Source organism: Variovorax brevis (assembly GCF_030317105.1).
GTDB lineage: Bacteria > Pseudomonadota > Gammaproteobacteria > Burkholderiales > Burkholderiaceae_C > Variovorax > Variovorax brevis.
In genome coordinates, this window is the sequence record NZ_JASZYG010000043.1 from 1 (window position 1) to 17,491 (window position 17,491).

Sequence of the window (17,491 nt, forward strand, 5' to 3'; positions counted from 1 at the left end):
CCAATGGATGGGCGTCGACAGCGTGCGCGTGCGGTATTGGCGGATCGGCACGGCCTCGCGTTCCATGCGCTTGCCCAACTCGCCCTTGGCGTCCGTGCTCGTGGCACCGAGCCTCACCGCCAGGCGTTCGAGCTTCTGCGGATCGGACAGGGTGGCCTGCACGGCGTCGTCGAGTGCGCTGACGTAGGCCATCATGTCGAAGGTGTTGCCGACACCGCCGTCGATGCGTATGCGCTTGCCCTGGTAATTGAGCTGGCCGTTGTGGCACGCGGCGCACGTCAGCCCCACCTGGATGTCGTTCACGCCGGCGCCCCTTGGCACCACGGTCTTGCTCAGCCCGATCGGCAGCGCATCGGGATTGGTCGACGGATTCGCGGCCTGGGTGATGAGGCCGTAGCGGTTGCTGTTGGCGTCGGAGCGGAACAACTCCTGCCCGCCTGCCACCTCCAGGTTCAGGAAGATGTCGTAGGACATCACGGCCGAGCCTTGCGAGGCCTGGTAGTACCAGGCGCGGTCATCGGCGGACCAGCCCTGCTTGAGGTAGATGACATCCCCTGGCGCACTGGCCGCCGGCTGCGCCCCCAGCCCGCTCGCCAAGCCCAGGCCCAAGCCCAGCACGAGCGGCGCCATGGTGAAACCAACGACCCGCCCGGCAATGCCCGAAGTCGCGCGCATGCTGACCTCCTCGACCAACTCGGACTCCCTTGCCCTGACCCGATATGCGAGGGGCATTCTGATGTGCCGATGCGCGCCGGTCGATCCCGGGTGCCACTTGCAACACGTACGTGGCTGACGCGTCGCCTGCGTCGCCTACTCTGCGCGAAAGCCCGACTGGCGGATGACCGGACCCCATCGCGCGATGTCCGCAGCCATGATCGCCGCGAGTTCCTCCGGTGTGGTCCCGGTGGGTTCGAGGCCGTAGTCGAGAAGCAGCCGCTGGGTCTCTGGCGAATGCAAGGCCGCGACCAGCGCCTGCGACCAGGCATTGATCACCGGCCTGGGCGTCTTCGCAGGCGCGAAGATGCCGGCCCAGCCAATCGCCTGCACCGTGGGATAGCCTTGCTCCACGAAGGTGGGCACCTCCGGCAGTCGTGGCTCGCGCTTCACGCCCGAGGTTGCGAGGATTCGCACGCGCCCCGCCTTGTGCATCTCCACGAGGTCGGAAATGCTGGAGATGCCGGCCGGGATGGTCGCGCCGATCAGGTCAATCGACATGGGTGCGAATCCCTTGTACGCTACGTGCGTCATGTCGGTTCCGACGGCCCTGGAGATCATCACACCCAGGAAATGCGGAAGACTTCCCGCGGCAGGCGTTCCATAGAAGGCCTGCGACGGATGGGACTTCATCCACTCCACAAAGTCAGGAAAGGACTTTGCAGGGTGATCGGCGGGAACCGCGAAGGCAAAGCAATAGCTGGCAATCTGCGTAACGGGGGCAAAGTCATGTGCCGCGTCGTATTGCACGTCCTTGAAGGTCATTGGCGCCAGCACCGGAACCGCAATGGGTAACAGCGCCACGATGGACCCGTCCGGCGTGGCGTTCTTCAACGCCATCGCGCCGACGCGGCCGCCCGCCCCGGGCCGTTCCTCGACGATCACCGGCCGGCCGAGCGGCCCACGGACCTGCTCCGCCAGATGCAGCGACACCGCATGCGCCGAGCCCCCTTCGAAAGCGAGCAGGATGCGGGCCGGGCTCGCGCTGTTGCCCTGCGCCGTTGCATTCGCGCCGAGGCCGCAGCAGGCAGCCGCCAGGACCCCCGAAAAGAACCAGCCGAGACGCATAGACATTGCTCCTGGGGAGGCCGCGCCTTCTTCGCGCGGGAGGGGCACGATTATGGAACCCGAACGGCCGTGACGGCACAGGCTCTTTCGATCGCCCCGGCGCGCGCTTCGACGCAGGAGCTGCTGCGCTTCGAGCGCTTGCTGTCCGAAGTGTCGGCTGCCTTCCTCCATCTGCCGGCCAAGCACGTCGACCGCGCTATCGACGAAAGCCTCGCGCGCATTGTCGCGACCCTGGGCATCGACCGCTCCACATTGAACCGCGTCTTCCTGCAGAACGGCCGCATCGAAACGACGCACTCCTTCGCCCTGGAAGGCGTGCCACCAGTCCCGCGCCTGCTCGCCGCGCGAGACACCAATCCCTGGGCCTTGTCGCAATCGCTGGCCAACCGCTCGATCGTCTTCACCCACCTGGACGAACTGCCGCCGGAAGCGAGCCAGGACAAGGAGCACTGGCGCCAGATCGGGCTGAAATCCCACGTGATGATGCCGATCGTGGTGGGGGGGCAGTTGTACGGGTCGCTCAATTTCGGATGCGTGCGTGCCCACAGGAGTTGGCCTGAGGAACTGGTGGCGCGAATGCGCCTGATGGGGGACATCTTCGGCAATGCACTGGCGCGCAAGCTCACCCAGGAGGAACTCGACCTGACCATCATCTTCGAGCGGATCGCGAGCACGATCCTCGCCGCTCTGGTGCTGGCGCGGCCGGGCGACGAGAGCGCCGTCATCGACCGGGGCTTGCGCCAGATCGGCGAGTTCGTCTTGGCCGAACGCGTCGCGCTCTGGCAGCGAACGCCCGATGGCGATCACTTCAGCGCCACGCATCACTGGAATGCACAGGGTTTCGCGGCACCTGCCGGATTTGGTGTGACCAACAGGCTGCCATGGATGAACGCGCAGATCTCCGCGGGCCGGAGCGTGCGGCTGGCGCGCCTTGCGGAGCTGCCGGCGGAGGCTTGCGTCGATCTGGCGACGTTGCGCGAACTCGGCCTGCGCTCGGTGCTGCTGGTTCCAATCGCGATGGCCGGCGTCTATGTGGGCGCCCTTTCCATCGCGAGCATCCAGCGCGAGAACGAATGGCCGGATGCCCTGTTGCCCGGCGTGACGCTGCTGGCCGAAGTCTTTGCCAGCGTGCATGCGCGCCTGGCCGCGGAACGGCAGAAGCTGGCCGCCGAAGTCGAGGCGGCGCATTGGCGCGAGCGCCTGGCCCACCTGGTGCGCGTGCACACCGCGGGAGAAATGTCGGTGGCCCTTGCGCACGAGATCACGCAGCCCCTCGGTGCCATCGAGAACTACGCGCTCGCCGCACGCCGCCGCGCTGCCGCATCCATGCCCGACCTGCCGCGGGTCGTGGACCTGCTGGACAAGGTCATCGGCCAGGCAACCCGCGCCGGCGATGTCGTGAGCCGCATGCGCAGCATGACGCAGCGGCACGAGCTGGATGTCAAGCCGATCGACGTCGAGCGCGCCATCGTGGAGTGCATCGGCATGGTCAGGATGGATTGCGAACTGCGCGACATCCGGATCCTGTTGAATGCCTCGGGCCCCCGGCCCGTGGTGGTGGCCGACGAAATCCACCTGCAGCAGGTCATGCTCAACCTGTTGCGCAATGCCGTCGAGGCCACCGAGATGGGGCAGGCAACGGTGCGCGAGATCACGGTGACGATCGCCATCCGCCACGGCAACGAGGTGCTGGTCGAAGTTGCCGATCGTGGCATCGGTATCGCCGTGGGCGACCTGGAACGCGTCTTCGAGGCGTTCTTCTCCACCAAGTCCAGCGGCCTGGGCGTGGGCCTGGCGATCTGCCGAAAGCTGATCGAGGCCCATGGGGGCAAGCTTTGGGCGTCGCAGCACGAGGGCGGCGGCGCCCTGTTCAGCCTGACGCTTCCGGTCGCACCCCATGCAGGCTGAAGACAAGATGCCAGACCCCACCGTGTTCATCGTCGATGACGACGAGGCCTATCGCGACTCCGTGTGCGAGCTGGTGAGCTCCGTCGGACTTGCGACCGAGACCTTCAACTCGGCGCTCGCATTCCTGGAGGCTTTCGACCCCGGGCGCCCAGGCTGCCTGGTGCTGGACGTGCGCATGGCACGCATGAGCGGGCTCGCGCTGCAGGAGCGCCTTGCGGCGATGGGCGCGCGCATGCCGATCGTCTTCATCAGCGGCCATGGCGACATTGCGATGGCGGTCAAGGCCGTGAAGGACGGCGCCGTCGACTTCGTGCAAAAGCCTTACCGCGAGCAGCAACTCCTGGATGCCGTCGACGAAGCCTTGCGCCGGGATGCCGGGCAACGTGCGCCCGTCAACGATCCGCAGCATGCGCTGGCCGAGCGCAGCAAGGCGCTCACCGATCGTGAGCGCGAGGTCATGAACCTGGCGCTCACGGGTTTGCCGAACAAGCTCATCGCCAAGGAGCTTGGCATCAGCCACCGCACGGTCGAGCAGCATCGCAGCCGCCTGCTCGAAAAGCTGGGGGTCGGCTCGATCAATGAATTGATGCGCGCGAGCCAGGAACGTCTTGCGCCATAGCACCGTGCCGGTGACGGCACCACGTACGTGCCGCGCGTGTGCGCCCGGATGGCGCCAGCCATGCGAATTACGAAAATCGCGCCTCATCCGCGGGCATTCCCGCTTCAACCGCCAGGAGGGCGACGATGAAGACCATTTCCAGTGCTGCCAGTTCGGCACTTCTTGCAGCCTCGCTGAGCCTTGGCGCGCCGACGATGGCCCAGCAACCGGCCAAGCCGCCCAGGGTGATCGACGCCGCCAGCCTCGACAAGGCAGTCGTGGTCACGGCCACCGTCACCGCCATCGATGTGAAGAACCGCATCGCGACGCTCAAGGGCCCCGAGGGCAACGAATTCGCGGTGATGGTCGATCCCGCCGTCAAGAACTTCAGCCAGGTGCGGGTGGGCGACACGGTGGAAGCCACCTACATCCAGGCCGTGGCGCTCGACTTCCAGAAAGGCGACGGCATCCGCGTGGCGATGACCACCGATGCCTCGGACACGGCCAAGGCCGGCAGCATGCCCGGCGCGGCCGCCATGACGCGGGTGACCGTCGTCACCAACATCTGGGCCCTGGACCCGGCCAAGGGCACCGTCATCGTGCGAGGTCCCTACGGGCATTTCACCGAAGTGAAGCTGAAGGACCCGGCGCTGCTCAACGGCGTGAAGATAGGCGACCAGATGAAAGTCACTTTCACGCAGGCGGTGGCGACCTCGGTGGTCAAGAGGTCCTAGCGCGCCGCGTGCATTCCCTGCAGGCCGCGGTACGACCGGGCCTGCGCCATCCAAGCCACGATCGCTGCCGGAGGGTCCGATGTCTGCCTTTTCATCGCTTGTATCGCGCATCTGCTTCTTGCTTGGCGTGCTCGCCTTGAGCGCTTGCGCCGCCCCTGGTGCGCAGCCCGGCGCGATGTCGGTGCGCCAGGGGACGATCGAACAGATCACATCCACGCAAATCGAAAGCAACCAGCATGCAGGCATTGGTGCCGTCGTGGGCGGCTTGGCCGGCGTGGGTATCGGCAGCCTCATCGGCGGCGGAACCGGCCGCGATGTGGCGATGGTGCTGGGCGCGGTCGGCGGTGCGGTCGCAGGAAACGAGGTCCAGAAGAAGCATGACAGGCCCATACCCGCCCAGCAGGTCATGGTTCGCACCAGCAGCGGCGTGCTGGTGGCGGTGACCCAGCCGGTCGTGCCCGGCCTGCGCGTGGGCCAGCGCGTGTACATCGAAGGCAATGGGGAGAGTGCCCGCGTCATGGCGCAGCAATAGCTGCCTGCGTTCAAAGAAGCCCACGTCCTACGTACGTGGTGGCCGTCAGGATGGCTTGCCCGTGTGTTAAGGATCACCATGGGAGATGAAGGAAGGGCCGCGAACCAGCCATCCGATGAGGGGCCATGCCAACAACCGTCCATGTCGTTGCCGCCGATCAGGCCGATCGAAGGTGGATCGCATCGGCGCTTGCGGCGGCGGTCGACATGGACGTGCTGTTTCTCGACGACCAGGCCTCGCTGCTCGCCAATCCACCGTCAGGCCGCAGTTGCGTGATCGCCCTGGCCGATGCGAACGAGCTCGCGACCTCGCGCTGGTGCGGGAGTTGAGGAGCCGCGGCACGATGCTTCCCGTAATTGTCTTGTGCTCGCACAAGCCTTCCGAACGGCCGTGGAAATTGCCCGCCTTCCTGCAACCGATTTCCTGGAGCGACCGGTGAGCGCCCACCTGTTGCGCGCGACCATCGAGCGCATGTGTTCAGGTGCCTAGGTAGCCTCACGCATCCCCAGGCTATTCAAGGACCTGCGCACCCTACCCTGCCTCAGGGGACGTCGACCTTGCTCCAGATCGCCGGGTCGGGATCAAAGCGCCGCATGGCGCGTGCCGTTGCATCGGTGCGCGGGCCGAGGTTGGCCTGGTAGAGCACGCCATCGTGGCTGACCATGAAGCTGGTCACGCCGGTGTCGCCGTAGCGCATGGGCCACGCGATCAGCGCGAAGCCGCTGCGCATCAGGCCCCCGAACACGTAGTCGTAGGCGCCGCCAGGCGCATGCGGGCCCTGCGCCTCCAGGATCTTGAAGTGGTAGCCGTGGTAGCCCTCGCCGGCCTTCTGACCGCCATACAGGGCGCCGAGTGGGCTCTGGCCGCGGCCAGTGGTGTCGGCCCAATAGAGCCCATCCTGCCGGCCCGGCGTGCTGAAGATCTTGCGCGCATAGGCCAGCACACCGTCGCCGTCACGGTCGCGCTGGGCGTATTCCTTTTGCGCGTCGAAGTAGGCGAGCACCGCCTGCATAGCCGCCAGTTCGTCGCCGCCGATGCGGCGCGTGCGCATAAAATCAGCGCCGGCCACCGGATCGAACTGCCACCCCGCGCTGCGCTTGACGATCGGAACCGGCAGCAGCCAGCCCTTGTCGCCAACGGCAAGCACTGCGCTGTCCTCGCCGTCCGGTTCCACCTTGTGCGACTGCTTCCAAGAGGCCAAGAAGGCATCGACTTCCGCGCGGCCGACCTCGTCGGTGGGGACAAAGCGCTTCCAGTTGGCGCCAAGCACTGTGCGAAGGGCCGCCGCGTCGTGGCGCGACACGGCGTCATGTAGCGCCTGGGCCGCAGCGTCGGCGCTGGCGTAAGCGGCTTGCGCAAGGGCCGGCGTGCTCGCGGTCCACGCGAGTGTCGCCACGGCCACGGCCGCGATGAGGCGGACAAGCGCCTGCGCCGTGGCGTCTTTTTCTTCCTGGGAAGTGCTAGCTTGCGTCATGGCTTGCTCCTAGCGTCGTCCACCGCCGAAACCGCCGCCACCGAAGCGACCTCCGCCGCCGAAGCCGCCGCCCCCGAAGCGGCCTCCTCCGCCCTCGAAACCGCCTCCCATGGACTCCCGGCTTGCGAAGCCGCGATCAAACTGCTGCATCTGATCTCCGCCGCCCGCACCACGGAATGCGTGGTCGCCGCGGAACCCGCCCCCACCGAATGCGTCGCCCCGCGACATGCCACCCTCGCCGCCGGAGAAGCCACGCTGTCGCAGGGCCGATTCAGCTTGCTGCCGCTGGAAGTCGCGGCTCTGGTCGGCGCGTCCGCGATAGTCCGAGCGCTGCGGCGCGCCCTGCAGGTTCTTGCCGAACTGCTGCTGGCTGGCCGAGTCGCGGTAGGGCACGCCGCGGCGGCTGGCCGCGTTGTGCTGGAAGGTCGTCTGGTTGGCACTGAGGCGCTGGTTGACGTTGATGCTGTTGTAGCGGTCCACGTTGATGTTCACGTCGCCCCGGCCCCAGTTGCATCCGCCCCACAGCGCCGCCGTGGCAGCGAAGCCGACGCCGAATGCGATCCCGGTCGCCAGTGCCGCGCCCGGGTAGTACCCGGGGTAGTACGCCGGCCAGTAGAACGGCGGATAGGCCGGGTACGGCCAAGCGCCGTACACCACCGCCGGGTTGTAGGCCGGCACGTAGACGACCTGCGGGTTGGCCGGCGTGATAGCGATGGCGCTCTGCTGCGTCTCGGTTGTCTGCACGGTGACCGTCTGCTGAGGGCTCGACTCCAGGCTGCCGTTGGCCTTGGCACGCGCGCGCAGGCGCTGAGCGGCGTCGAGCACCTGCCTGGACGAGGCCAGAAAGGCGTCGCCCAAGTTCTGCACCCAGTCGGGCTTGTCGCCCATCATCTGGATCACTTGGGGAAAGGCCACCAGCGACTTGACACTCGCGTCCCACGACTCGCTTTGCACCGCCTTGACCGCCGCGTCGCCCGACTCCTTGGAATGCGTCTTGGACCAGCGCGCAGCGTCAGCGACCTCGGCGGGATAGGTCGCCGCCATCAGCACCTGGGACAGCAGCGCATCGGGATAAAGGGCGATAGGCGCCATCATCTGGTCGAGCTGCGCCTGGCTGAAGGTGCTTTCCGCCGCCGGCTGCATGGACGCCGATGCGACGCCGGACGGGTTCGAGGTGGTGGTGGCCATGCCGGGCGACTCCTGCCCCGCCACGGGCACCGGATAGGCACACCCCGCCCCCAGAACCGCTGCCGCGACAGACGCGGCGAGAGTTCGCGAACTGTGTGCAATGCCACTTTTCATCATCACGATCTCCGTGCGCCTTTGCTCAAGGCGGAATTGTGGAATCCGTGCTTCGACGGGCCAATCCCGGCCACCACGCAGCACCACCTACGTGAAATAGCGCGCCTACGGCATCGATCGAAATCGCGCTATCGCCTATCGGCAACGCACAGGCCTTTCTGGCCTAGATAGGGCGCATGCAAGCATTTTGCCGCTTCTTGTCGGGCAGTTCGGACCACATGCCCATCCGCTCGGCGGTCCAAGAGCGCCCCGTTCATTTCGGAAACATGAACTGCGCCTGCACCCGGATCTGCCAATTGGCTGCGTTGTCCGGCCTCACGACGTTGTAGTACGCCGAGACTTGCGTGTTCACGGGCAGCTTGCCCAAATGGAAGATCTTGCCGATGCCGCCACCCAGAGGCACAGTCCATCGCTGGCTGCTGTCGGCCTTCCAGTCCGCAGTGATGACCGGAGCGGTAGTGAGATACAAGCCCCCCGGGAAGTTGTAGTTGATGAAGGGCTGCAACAGGAAAGTGTTGTACGAGCCGCCCTGCTTGCTACTGCTCACCGACCAGATGTTGTTGAACAGCGCGCCGTAGACCCACGGGCTGCCGTGGTCGAGGTGCAGCACGACGGCGGACGGGCCAAGGCCCCAATTCTTGTTGCCGAGTTCCGCGGAACTGTTGGTCGGAATCTGCACGACCGGTCCGGCACCCCAGATCCATTTCCCGGGGTTGGCGGGCGAGAGGAAGGCGGTGAGTACCGTGTCGCCGACACCGCTGGTGCTGTCGATCCCCGGGCCAAGCGAAGGCATCGAGATGACGGGCACGATCGTGCGCGTGATGATGTTCCAGTTCTTGCTCACGGAGATCGGGATCACGGGCTGGATGTTCAGGATGTTCTGCGTTCCCTTGTCCGGGCCGAAGTTCAAGTTGGTGTTGTTCTGGAAGGGAACGCTGATCAGGTTGCCGACAGGGTTCTGGGCCAGTTTCGCGAGCTCTCCGGCGCTCATCTCTGCGCGCGCCGGCAGTCCGACGAAGAGGGCTGCGACCACCCCGGAGATGGCCAACTTCGTGGCCGGTGTGGCGTAGCACTTGCGCATGTCAACTCCTTCAGTCTTTTTTGAACGAAGCCGTCGCGCGCCTGGCAGGCCAGCTGGGCGTGCCGGAGCAATAGGCGGCCAGTGAATCGATCTCCAACTTGACGGACGCGAACGCTGTCAGCTTTCGATGAAGCCTGGTCCAACCTCCGGCCCCGAGGACTGGTGCTCGTCGATGATGAACTCAGGTGGGCAGCGCTAGACAATTGCTGCCGCATCTGCATGAGCTCATCGAGATCGGTGCCGCAGGGTCCTGCCGCGGCATAGCCTCCATCTGTTGCGCAACGACACCGGCCGCCGCCGCATAGGCCCGGCGATCATGGCTGCGTGACGTTGCCCTTTGCTTTCTCTTGGCGGAGGGACTGAAGCTCATCTCTCGTCCAGGAAGGTGTTCATGTGGGCGTCGGGACATTGCTCGCGCAAGCTCAATACATGCACGATGGCGCGGACGCGTTCATTGTGGAAGCGGCCATGCGCAAATTCCAGCCGCGCGGCCACGTACGTGGGGCTAGTGGGTGCCGGGATTCCCAGCCCGACTCGCAAACTACAGAATAGCCCGATCGGGCAACGCATACGTAGCGCTGCAACTTCGGGTCGCGCAGGTAGCGCGCGTGTTGATGCTGTGAACCGGCTGGTTGTACTTCTCCCATCGGAGTGCTTCCCAACGTGCTCGGCTGTGCAGCCAACGAGTAACGTCCTGGCTGAATACGCTGACAGTGACCCGATGCCTATCAGTAGGCAATAGCATTGCCACATGCGGTGCTCGCCCTGCTCGCCTCGGCTGAGCGAGGATCGTGCCCGGCCTGCGTGTGGGTCAGCGCGTGTACATCGAAGGCAATGGCGAGAGTGCCCGTGTCATGGCACAGCAAGAGAGCTGCCTGCGTTCAAAGAAGCCCACATCCTACGTACGTGGACTGCGTGGCTGTCAGGATGGCTTGCCCGTGTGTTGAGGATCACCATGGGAGATGAAGGAAGGGCCGCGAACCAGCCATCCGATGAGGGGCCATGCCAACAACCGTCCATGTCGTTGCCGCCGATCAGGCCGATCGAAGGTGGATCGCATCGGCGCTTGCGGCGGCGGTCGACATGGACGTGCTGTTTCTCGACGACCAGGCCTCGCTGCTCGCCAATCCACCGTCAGACCGCAGTTGCGTGATCGCCCTGGCCGATGCGGATGAACTCGCAACCCTCGCTCTGGTGCGCGAGATGAGGAGCCGAGGCATGATGCTTCCGGTGATCGTGTTGGGCTCGCACAAGGCCTTCCGAACGGCCGTAGAAATTGCCCGCCTTCCTGCAACCGATTTCCTGGAGCGACCGGTGAGCGCCCACCAGTTGCGACAGGCCATCCTGCGTGCCGTTTCGGGCGGCTGACAAGCCGCCCTTCGTCGCAGCCTGCGCCTCTCGCCCTCAGTTGCTCTTGCCGAGATAAAGGCGCATCGACAGCCTGTGGTCCGCAAAAATACCGTCCGTCGTCTCACCGGTAGACGGTTGGCTCGGACCGAACACCGTGGCACGATGAGGCCATGGTGATGCTCGTGCATCGTGCTCCGCCTGATTGAAGACGCCTTGCAGTGGCTGGTGCTGCTGGCGCGCTCGGATGAGTCTGTCCGGGCCGAGAATCTTGTGCTGCGTCGCCAACTGGCCATGTTCGTCGAGCGGGGCATCCAGCCTCGTCGCGTGGATGCCGCAACCCGAGTCAGTCTGGCCGTTCTGACGCGTCTGTTCTACTGGCGCAATGCGGTGGTGGTCGTGAAACCGGCCACGATCGTGCGCTGGCATCGCGCTGGAACGCAGTGCCACGCCTTGGTACGACCTGCCCGATATGGCGAAGAAATTGCAGATCGCGGCCTGAGCTGTGCGCGCTCTCACGAAGCCTTGACGCACCCGGTGCAACGCGAGGACCGCTTGCTGCTCGACGTTCTTCACCGGTACGAAGCGCATGTTTGGCCGAGCCACTGCTTCGCACATCGCCTCGGCGTCGGCTGCATCGTTCTTGTTGGTCTTGACATATGGCTTGACGAACTGCGGCGCCATCAGTCGCACCGCGTGGCCCATGCCTTGAAGTTTGCGCGCCCAGTGGTGCGCACCGCCGCATGCCTCCATCCCGACGAGGCACGGCGGAAGGTTGACGAAGAACGCTGCCATCTGGTCGCGCCGCAACTGCTTCTTGAGCACGACCTTGCCGTGCTCGTCGATGCCGTGGACCTGAAACACGTTCTTTGCCAGGTCGATGCCAACAGTCGTAATCTTCATGGTGGACGCCCCTCTCGGTTCAAGTGGTTGGTGACACTTCCACTTTGGCACGTTGATGCCGTTACGGGTGGGGGCGTCCATCCCATTGCATACGGCCAACTTCGCCACTCTGGCGGTCATCGGACGTTCGGAGGCAAACGATGGGCAGCGCTCAAATTGCCGGCTCTAAGGATCAATCGGAATGCGCGAGCTGCGCGAACAACGGCGCGATGTAGCTGCTGCGAACTCGACACGAGCGGCGTGACCGCCAAGCGGTCCATCTTGCTGATGCCGGACTTGAAGAGGCAGATGCATCCATGGTTGGCGTGCTGTGCCGAGGCATAGAGGATTCCACCGAGGCCACGGCGCCGGCAATCGAGCGCGAATTCCTGCGTGTACAAGTAGCGGGCGGACTGCAGAACGGGATGTTCTTCTTCAAGACCGCGCAAGTCGGCGACCCGCAAACGCCTGATCGTTTCGAATGTAGCGAGGAAACGCTGCTTGAGGCGTTGCAATCGAACGCTGTGGACGTCGCGCCGAAAGACAGCTTCGTACATCGACGTGTCCTCGCTGTCGGCCAGGTACGTGGTGGGTTCGTCTGCGAGGTCGAAGCGCCCGGTCATCAATCCGGTCGGCGGAAGAACATGACCATTGAGGCGCACGCTTCCGCTGATGGCGCGGGTTCTCTGACCTGCGTAGTCGTACTTTCTCTTCAGAATGGTGCGCCTTCGCCTGAACGTGTTGCGCAACAAGGACTTACGAAATCCGGTCAGTGCGCGAAAGTCGTCTAACCTAAGCTGTTGATTTTCTGAAGGGAAATTTCGCGTAAGCGTGTCAATTTGTCGGATAAGTACTATCACCCCGGCGCGGGGTTCGATCAGAAGGCGTGCCGGATACCGATGTCGTAGCCGGTGGACGACTGCGGGATTGGCACCGAGCCATTTATCGCCGTCGTGTAGAAGGCTGGCCCGCCCACCGTCAGGTCGGCACCGTTCTTGTTATTGATGCGCGCTGCCGTCGCGTACAGGGCGGTACGCTTGGACAGGTTGTGCACGTAGCCCAATGCGAACTTCTCGGACTTCGGATCCGGGGACAGGCCAGGAATGATCTGGCTCAGCGTCGTGACGTTGTTGTACTTCACCTGGGTATAGACGGCCCGAATCAGGCCGGGACCGACAGGCATTGTCAAGCCGACCAGCACGCCGTCGGCACCCGGGTTGGTGAAGTTGGCGGGCGCTGGGGTGCCCGAGAAGTCGGTTTTCAGCTTGTTGCTCGAATACTCCCCCATCAGCTTGACGACGCCGAAATCGTACGAGGCGCCGATATTCCAGATGTCGAGGTTCGTCGTGGTGCCCTGGAAGTACCGGTCTCCCACGGTGCTTTGAGCAGCCGCAACGGCGACATCCAGCGCGCCGTTGGCGTAGCCCAAGCGACCGCCGAGGTAGCGCCCGGCGCGCTGGCTGTTCGGCACGTTCGGGGTCAGGGTGCCCGGGTCGTACTTGGTTGCTTCGTTGAAGGCGTACATGACCTGGCCGTATAGGCCACCCAGGTTGGCCGGCAGGAAGTAGCCCACCGAGTTGGAGGCACGAACGTAGTTGGGGTTGGCTTGGAACCCATTTGCCGCTTGGCCCGGGCTGTTGAAGCCACTGGCGGTGGAAATCAGGTTGAGGCCCACGCCGTTGGAGGTGAACGGATCGAATATGCCGTCGTTCCAGAACGTCGGCGTGTAGTCCCTGCCGAGGCGGATCTCGCCCAGGAGCCCGGACAGGCTGACAGTCGAACGGCGATTGAAAGCAAGACCACCACCGGATGTGAAGCTGGAGCCGGTGTCGTTGGCCAATCCGGCTTCGAGCCAGAAACTGGCTGCTGCACCTCCGCCGAGATCCTCCGTGCCACGGAAGCCCAGGCGGCTGCCGGCGTAGCCCGAACTGTTCTGCATGGTGCTACTGGTCGTGACGCCAATGCCCGAAGGAGTCTCGGACTTGCTCGAGTAGTAGCTGACCGTGGCGTCGATGACACCGAACAGCGTGACAGACGATTGCGCCGAGGCGCCACCAGTGGAGAGCACAGTCAGGGCAATAATGGCTTTTTTCATCGCATCTCCCCCTAGGGAGGCTAAGCGTAGTTGGCCGTTCACAAATACTCAACAGCGCGCGCTCGAATACAGCCAATTGCACGAGCGCCTTGAAGAAACTGTTGCCAAGGAGAAACAGACATTCGTTCGCGGATAGACGCATCTCAAAGCGCTCGGCTTTCGACAAGCGGCAAGGAGGCGCCCATGGTGCTGCCGCAGCCGGGCGGGGCCGACACACATGGCTCTGCGGGAGCGGCCAAAATCGGAGGCTAGATCTGGGCGATCAGCGAGGGTGTCGTTGGTTTTGTGACGGGTCGATTCGAAATTTCTAACGTCTTGCCCATTGAGTACGGCACAGCGCACCTGCAGCAGCGCGTTTGCTCCGACGCGAGTCCACTGCTTATGCCCGTTGCGCTTCATGCGTTGGCCAATCACGTAGTCGACGACTGATTCAGCGCCGGCGCTCGTAAACGGTTGTCCCTGGGCGCGGCGCTGCGTAGTTGATCAGATACCTTGCGCAGGTATGCAGGTATCGAATCAGTCTGCCGAGGGCATTGTTTGCGCCGACCCACCCTTGCGCGGCCAATCACTTCCAGGCGATGCAAACATCTGTCGCGCTGACCGGGCCAGAGCAGCCACTTGGCGCCCTCAACGCGTCGCTTGATTAAAGCTCGTTTCTGCACGCTGAAGCCCCGAAGTCCTTGAACCGAGGTGAGCAGATGCTGGAAGCGCATGCCGATGTGGAACCAGTCAAGCACGCGCTCTTTGGCGGCCGGTAGCTTGCATGCCCACCCGACGTCTTCTCCGCCGTCGGACAGGACGACGACTGACTGCTTGGGGGAAATGCCGGCGGAGCCGAGAAACGCCTGCTGTCGAAGTCCTGCCCTCGGGTCAAAGCCCGCGGAGAAGGCGTGCGCGAGACTTCTACCCGCCTCGGGATGAACAATCTTCGAGGCGATGCAGGCGAGCCACCGTCGTCCATCGACCCTGGCCGTCGACTTGATGTACCCCGCATCGATCTGGATGGCGACGTCGCTGGGACCAGCCGACACCGAGACCTCATGACATGCGACAGCGGTGCGTTGAATCGATTCCTGTACCTCTTGCTCAAGCCGTTCACCGATGGCGCGAACGTTGAGCTTCACGCTCGAGGCGGCAACATCGGGTTCCTCCGGGGAAGGCGTCCCGCAGGAAGATCCGGGCCGGACGATACGACATGACACTGGCGTATCGACATTGAAGCCAGACCCATTGCGGGTGGCTTCGTTCGGGCAAGGCGTCGGCCAATGGATTGAACGTAGACCCTGTACAAGCCGTGGTGCCGCAATGGGCGCATCGGGAATACAGTTGCGGACTGTCAAGATTGGCCTTCCCGAAGGCAGTTCGGTAAACCAGCGATCTCGTGGTCTTCGTTGCGAGGCGCTCGCCGCATTCTTGGCAGCGGACCGCCGACTTGAGAAAGAGTGCTGTCTGTTCCTTCAGCACGACGGACTGCAGGCGCAGCAACATGTCGTGCGCTTCGCGCACGAACAGGCCAAGCCCGGATGACGGGTCGCAGTCGGGTTCGCGGTGCACCCCGCCCAACGCAACCGTCTCCGGTGGGAGGCCGTCTTCACGGTCGACCAACGCGTGGATCGAAATTCGCATGCACATCTCCGCGGGACAGTTTCGAAGACGGCGATCCTCGCACCGCGCTCCGTCAAAACGTCGCCTCCGTTTTTGGCCGCTCCCTTGCAGTTTTGGGACGCGAGTGGCCATTCTGGCTGCGCGTGCGTTCAACCTTCTTCTTTCGGCGGCGCAACCTGCGCACCCTTGATGTCGTGGCGTGCCATGGCGTCGGCAACGAAGCCTGACGCTTTCATCTCTTCAACGAACTCGCTTAGATAGTTGGCAGCTTCTATCCCCCTGCTGCGCGGCGTTCCCATCGCTTGCTGGATCACCATGAATCTGCCAGGCAAGAGTCGCAGCCCTTCCAGCCTTGCTGCGTCGGAGGCAAGCTGCTGACGCACACCTGCAGCCACGTCGGCGTGCTGCGCAAGAAACTCGTCAACAACCGCAGGTGACGTGTTGGCTCGAACGATCTGGGCATTCTTGAGCTCGCGAGTCAGGTAGAGGTCGTATGCGCTTCCTTTGCCGACCATGATGCGCACGCCTTCGACATCCACTTGCTCGTTCGTTGCGATCCTTGAGTCTTCTCGCACGAGGTAGCTCCCTTCGATCAATATGTACGGAGCTGTAAACAGCAAACCTTCGCCGCGCAAGGGATCGACGGCGAAGAAGCCGACATCGGCCTGCTCGCCGGTGACAGCTGTCACTGATTTCCCAGCGGCATCGAACACCACTGGCTTCATTTCGCCCTGCAGGCGCTTGGCCAGTTCGGTCGCCAAGTCGACTGAAACCCCGGTCGCCCGAGAGTTGCCGGCATCCCAGCTTGCAAGGATGGGGTTGCCAAGATTGATCGAGGCACGCAGCACGCCAGTTGGCATCAGTGCAGATCGGATAGCAGGAGGGACTGTCATGGGAGGAGGTCTTTCAAAAGAAGAGGTGTCACCGCTGCGCGGGGCGATCAAGTAGCCCGGAAAAAAAGCCGCCCGCGGCCTCTCGGCACAGGTCGATGGTCGTGGCCTGGCCAAGGCTCTGGGAGAACCACGCCGTGATTCCTGCGCTTTGTTCTCCGACGTAGACAGGTTGGCCCGTGTCGTCGAGCTGCATGGTGAGGTCATGTCCCGGGATCAGCAGCGTGCCGGGCGTGCGTCGCCACGTTTCCCAGATGCGTTCCAGGGTACCGATGCTTGCAGGGCGATCGCCGGTGTCGAGGACATCCATCGAGAGAAGCTCCGCGCGGTTCTTGGCTGCATCGCCTGTGAACAGCACCGGCACTTCGCTCTCTGTGAGGAGGAACATCAAGTGGCCTGGTGTGTGGCCCCGGGAACAGATCGCAGTGAGGCCCGGCAAGAATTCGTCGCCCTCATCAATCAGGCGAACCCGATCGAGGCGCACAAGCTCCTGGACGTACAGTTCTGGCAGCGGGTCGAAGCCCGGTCGCGCCGCAGAAGCCCACCCAAGTTCCCTACGACCGACCCAGATCGTTGCGTTGGGAAACAGGGTGAAGTTGACCGCATGGTCGTAGTGCAGATGGGTAAGGACGACGTCGGTGATGTCTTCAGGCGCAACGTCGCGCTGTGCGAGTTGCTTCGCAAGCGGCTTGCGGACACCGAACGCACCCACGTCGAGGAGCATCGTACGCCCGGCGCCGCGCAGGAGCGAAATGGTGCTCCAGCCGAGTCCTCCATGGCACGTAGCTCGCCCAGGAAAACCCTGAATCAGGACATCGACTGTGTACACGGCGGCTACTCCGGCTTGATGTTTGCATCCTTGACGAGCTTTCCATAGCGGTCAAGATCCGAGCGGATGTGTTCGCCAAACGCGACGGACGTGCTTCCGACAATGTCGTAGCCACCTTCAGTCGCAAGCCTGTTTTCGACATCCTTGAATTTGAGTGCCTTGGTCACCTCGTCGTGAAGGCGATCGATGATCGCCTGCGGTGTCTTCGCAGGAGCAAGCAGCCCCTGGAACTGGGTGATGTCAAAGCCCTTGTAGCCGATCTCCTGCATGGTCGGCAAGGAGGGGAGAGAAGATGCCCGACGTGGACCAGAAACCGCGAAGGCCCTGAGCTTTCCGTCCTTGATGAACGGAACCGCCGTGACTACCGTGTCGAACGTGAACGAGAGCGTGCCGCCAAGCAGGTCGGCAAGTGCTGGGGCTGCACCCTTGTAA

The 17,491-nt window shown here is 63.9% G+C and carries 18 protein-coding genes and 1 pseudogene; 6 read left to right on the forward strand and 13 right to left on the reverse strand.

The annotated features are described in order from the left end of the window. The coding region (locus QTI66_RS38265; protein ID WP_286565604.1) for a hypothetical protein at nucleotides 1–675 on the reverse strand (675 nt) is incomplete at its 3' end. Nucleotides 676–810: 135 nt separating this feature from the next. Next, nucleotides 811–1,788, reverse strand: coding sequence for a tripartite tricarboxylate transporter substrate-binding protein (locus QTI66_RS38270; protein ID WP_286565605.1), 978 nt, complete (start codon nucleotides 1,786–1,788; stop codon nucleotides 811–813). Between the two features lie 63 nt (nucleotides 1,789–1,851). Here QTI66_RS38270 and QTI66_RS38275 point away from each other — a divergent pair, with 63 nt between their 5' ends. The 5 genes from QTI66_RS38275 to QTI66_RS38295 all read left to right on the forward strand — a co-directional run bounded on the left by QTI66_RS38275 (nucleotide 1,852) and on the right by QTI66_RS38295 (nucleotide 5,883). After that, nucleotides 1,852–3,690 (forward strand): GAF domain-containing sensor histidine kinase, encoded by a 1,839-nt coding sequence (locus tag QTI66_RS38275; RefSeq protein WP_286565606.1) that lies wholly within the window; start codon nucleotides 1,852–1,854, stop codon nucleotides 3,688–3,690. 7 nt (nucleotides 3,691–3,697) lie between these two features. Further along, nucleotides 3,698–4,309, forward strand: coding sequence for a response regulator transcription factor (locus QTI66_RS38280; protein ID WP_286565607.1), 612 nt, complete (start codon nucleotides 3,698–3,700; stop codon nucleotides 4,307–4,309). A gap of 125 nt (nucleotides 4,310–4,434) precedes the next feature. Next, nucleotides 4,435–5,022: a hypothetical protein gene (locus tag QTI66_RS38285; RefSeq protein WP_286565609.1), complete on the forward strand. Its 588-nt coding sequence runs from the start codon at nucleotides 4,435–4,437 to the stop codon at nucleotides 5,020–5,022. Between the two features lie 79 nt (nucleotides 5,023–5,101). After that, nucleotides 5,102–5,554, forward strand: coding sequence for an outer membrane lipoprotein (locus QTI66_RS38290; protein ID WP_286565610.1), 453 nt, complete (start codon nucleotides 5,102–5,104; stop codon nucleotides 5,552–5,554). A gap of 125 nt (nucleotides 5,555–5,679) precedes the next feature. Then, nucleotides 5,680–5,883: a hypothetical protein gene (locus QTI66_RS38295; protein WP_286565611.1), complete on the forward strand. Its 204-nt coding sequence runs from the start codon at nucleotides 5,680–5,682 to the stop codon at nucleotides 5,881–5,883. 212 nt (nucleotides 5,884–6,095) lie between these two features. Here the strand turns inward: QTI66_RS38295 and QTI66_RS38300 are convergent, their stop codons facing one another. From QTI66_RS38300 to QTI66_RS38310, 3 genes are all read right to left on the reverse strand, one after another. After that, nucleotides 6,096–7,028 (reverse strand): DUF2950 domain-containing protein, encoded by a 933-nt coding sequence (locus tag QTI66_RS38300; RefSeq protein ID WP_286565612.1) that lies wholly within the window; start codon nucleotides 7,026–7,028, stop codon nucleotides 6,096–6,098. Nucleotides 7,029–7,037: 9 nt separating this feature from the next. Further along, nucleotides 7,038–8,216 carry a DUF3300 domain-containing protein gene (locus QTI66_RS38305; RefSeq protein WP_286565613.1) on the reverse strand — a complete coding sequence of 393 codons (1,179 nt, stop codon included), beginning with the start codon at nucleotides 8,214–8,216 and terminating at the stop codon, nucleotides 7,038–7,040. Between the two features lie 367 nt (nucleotides 8,217–8,583). Beyond that, nucleotides 8,584–9,411: a transporter family protein gene (locus tag QTI66_RS38310; protein WP_286565614.1), complete on the reverse strand. Its 828-nt coding sequence runs from the start codon at nucleotides 9,409–9,411 to the stop codon at nucleotides 8,584–8,586. Between the two features lie 1,002 nt (nucleotides 9,412–10,413). On the opposite strand from QTI66_RS38310, the gene QTI66_RS38315 reads away from it, so the two are divergent. Next, entirely contained in the window at nucleotides 10,414–10,779 is a 366-nt protein-coding gene (locus QTI66_RS38315) for a response regulator (protein ID WP_286565615.1), read from the forward strand. A gap of 474 nt (nucleotides 10,780–11,253) precedes the next feature. Here QTI66_RS38315 and QTI66_RS38320 read toward each other — a convergent pair. The 8 genes and pseudogenes from QTI66_RS38320 to QTI66_RS38355 form a co-directional block, all read right to left on the reverse strand. Beyond that, nucleotides 11,254–11,661: pseudogene (locus QTI66_RS38320) on the reverse strand (IS110 family RNA-guided transposase); the annotation flags it as partial. Nucleotides 11,662–11,777: 116 nt separating this feature from the next. Beyond that, on the reverse strand, nucleotides 11,778–12,392 hold the full coding sequence (locus tag QTI66_RS38325; RefSeq protein ID WP_286565616.1) for an RES family NAD+ phosphorylase: 615 nt from the start codon (nucleotides 12,390–12,392) through the stop codon (nucleotides 11,778–11,780). 125 nt (nucleotides 12,393–12,517) lie between these two features. Further along, nucleotides 12,518–13,735, reverse strand: coding sequence for a porin (locus tag QTI66_RS38330; protein ID WP_286565617.1), 1,218 nt, complete (start codon nucleotides 13,733–13,735; stop codon nucleotides 12,518–12,520). A 410-nt stretch (nucleotides 13,736–14,145) separates the two neighbouring features. Then, nucleotides 14,146–14,859 carry a hypothetical protein gene (locus QTI66_RS38335; RefSeq protein ID WP_286565618.1) on the reverse strand — a complete coding sequence of 238 codons (714 nt, stop codon included), beginning with the start codon at nucleotides 14,857–14,859 and terminating at the stop codon, nucleotides 14,146–14,148. Beyond that, complete coding sequence (locus tag QTI66_RS38340) at nucleotides 14,831–15,361, reverse strand: hypothetical protein (protein ID WP_286565619.1); 531 nt, start codon at nucleotides 15,359–15,361, stop codon at nucleotides 14,831–14,833. Before QTI66_RS38340 ends, QTI66_RS38335 begins: the two co-directional genes overlap by 29 nt. A 128-nt stretch (nucleotides 15,362–15,489) precedes the next feature. After that, the gene (locus tag QTI66_RS38345; protein WP_286565620.1) at nucleotides 15,490–16,233 is read right to left on the reverse strand and encodes an ABC transporter substrate-binding protein; all 744 of its coding nucleotides are present in this window, start codon (nucleotides 16,231–16,233) and stop codon (nucleotides 15,490–15,492) included. A gap of 28 nt (nucleotides 16,234–16,261) precedes the next feature. After that, a complete protein-coding gene (locus tag QTI66_RS38350; RefSeq protein ID WP_286565622.1) occupies nucleotides 16,262–17,059 on the reverse strand; it encodes an MBL fold metallo-hydrolase in 798 nt (265 codons plus the stop codon). A gap of 5 nt (nucleotides 17,060–17,064) precedes the next feature. Next, a partial coding sequence (locus QTI66_RS38355) for a Bug family tripartite tricarboxylate transporter substrate binding protein (protein ID WP_286565624.1) occupies nucleotides 17,065–17,491 on the reverse strand: 427 nt, incomplete at its 5' end.

Excerpts from the sequence above, each read along its gene's own strand:
- QTI66_RS38270 (WP_286565605.1), bottom strand. The coding sequence starts at position 1,788 with ATGTCTATGCGTCTCGGCTGGTTCTTTTCGGGGGTCCTGGCGGCTGCC.
- QTI66_RS38280 (WP_286565607.1), top strand. The coding sequence starts at position 3,698 with ATGCCAGACCCCACCGTGTTCATCGTCGATGACGACGAGGCCTATCGC.
- QTI66_RS38285 (WP_286565609.1), top strand. The coding sequence starts at position 4,435 with ATGAAGACCATTTCCAGTGCTGCCAGTTCGGCACTTCTTGCAGCCTCG.
- QTI66_RS38290 (WP_286565610.1), top strand. The coding sequence starts at position 5,102 with ATGTCTGCCTTTTCATCGCTTGTATCGCGCATCTGCTTCTTGCTTGGC.
- QTI66_RS38295 (WP_286565611.1), top strand. The coding sequence starts at position 5,680 with ATGCCAACAACCGTCCATGTCGTTGCCGCCGATCAGGCCGATCGAAGG.
- QTI66_RS38300 (WP_286565612.1), bottom strand. The coding sequence starts at position 7,028 with ATGACGCAAGCTAGCACTTCCCAGGAAGAAAAAGACGCCACGGCGCAG.
- QTI66_RS38305 (WP_286565613.1), bottom strand. The coding sequence starts at position 8,216 with ATGGCCACCACCACCTCGAACCCGTCCGGCGTCGCATCGGCGTCCATG.
- QTI66_RS38310 (WP_286565614.1), bottom strand. The coding sequence starts at position 9,411 with ATGCGCAAGTGCTACGCCACACCGGCCACGAAGTTGGCCATCTCCGGG.
- QTI66_RS38315 (WP_286565615.1), top strand. The coding sequence starts at position 10,414 with ATGCCAACAACCGTCCATGTCGTTGCCGCCGATCAGGCCGATCGAAGG.
- QTI66_RS38330 (WP_286565617.1), bottom strand. The coding sequence starts at position 13,735 with ATGAAAAAAGCCATTATTGCCCTGACTGTGCTCTCCACTGGTGGCGCC.
- QTI66_RS38340 (WP_286565619.1), bottom strand. The coding sequence starts at position 15,361 with ATGCGAATTTCGATCCACGCGTTGGTCGACCGTGAAGACGGCCTCCCA.
- QTI66_RS38345 (WP_286565620.1), bottom strand. The coding sequence starts at position 16,233 with ATGACAGTCCCTCCTGCTATCCGATCTGCACTGATGCCAACTGGCGTG.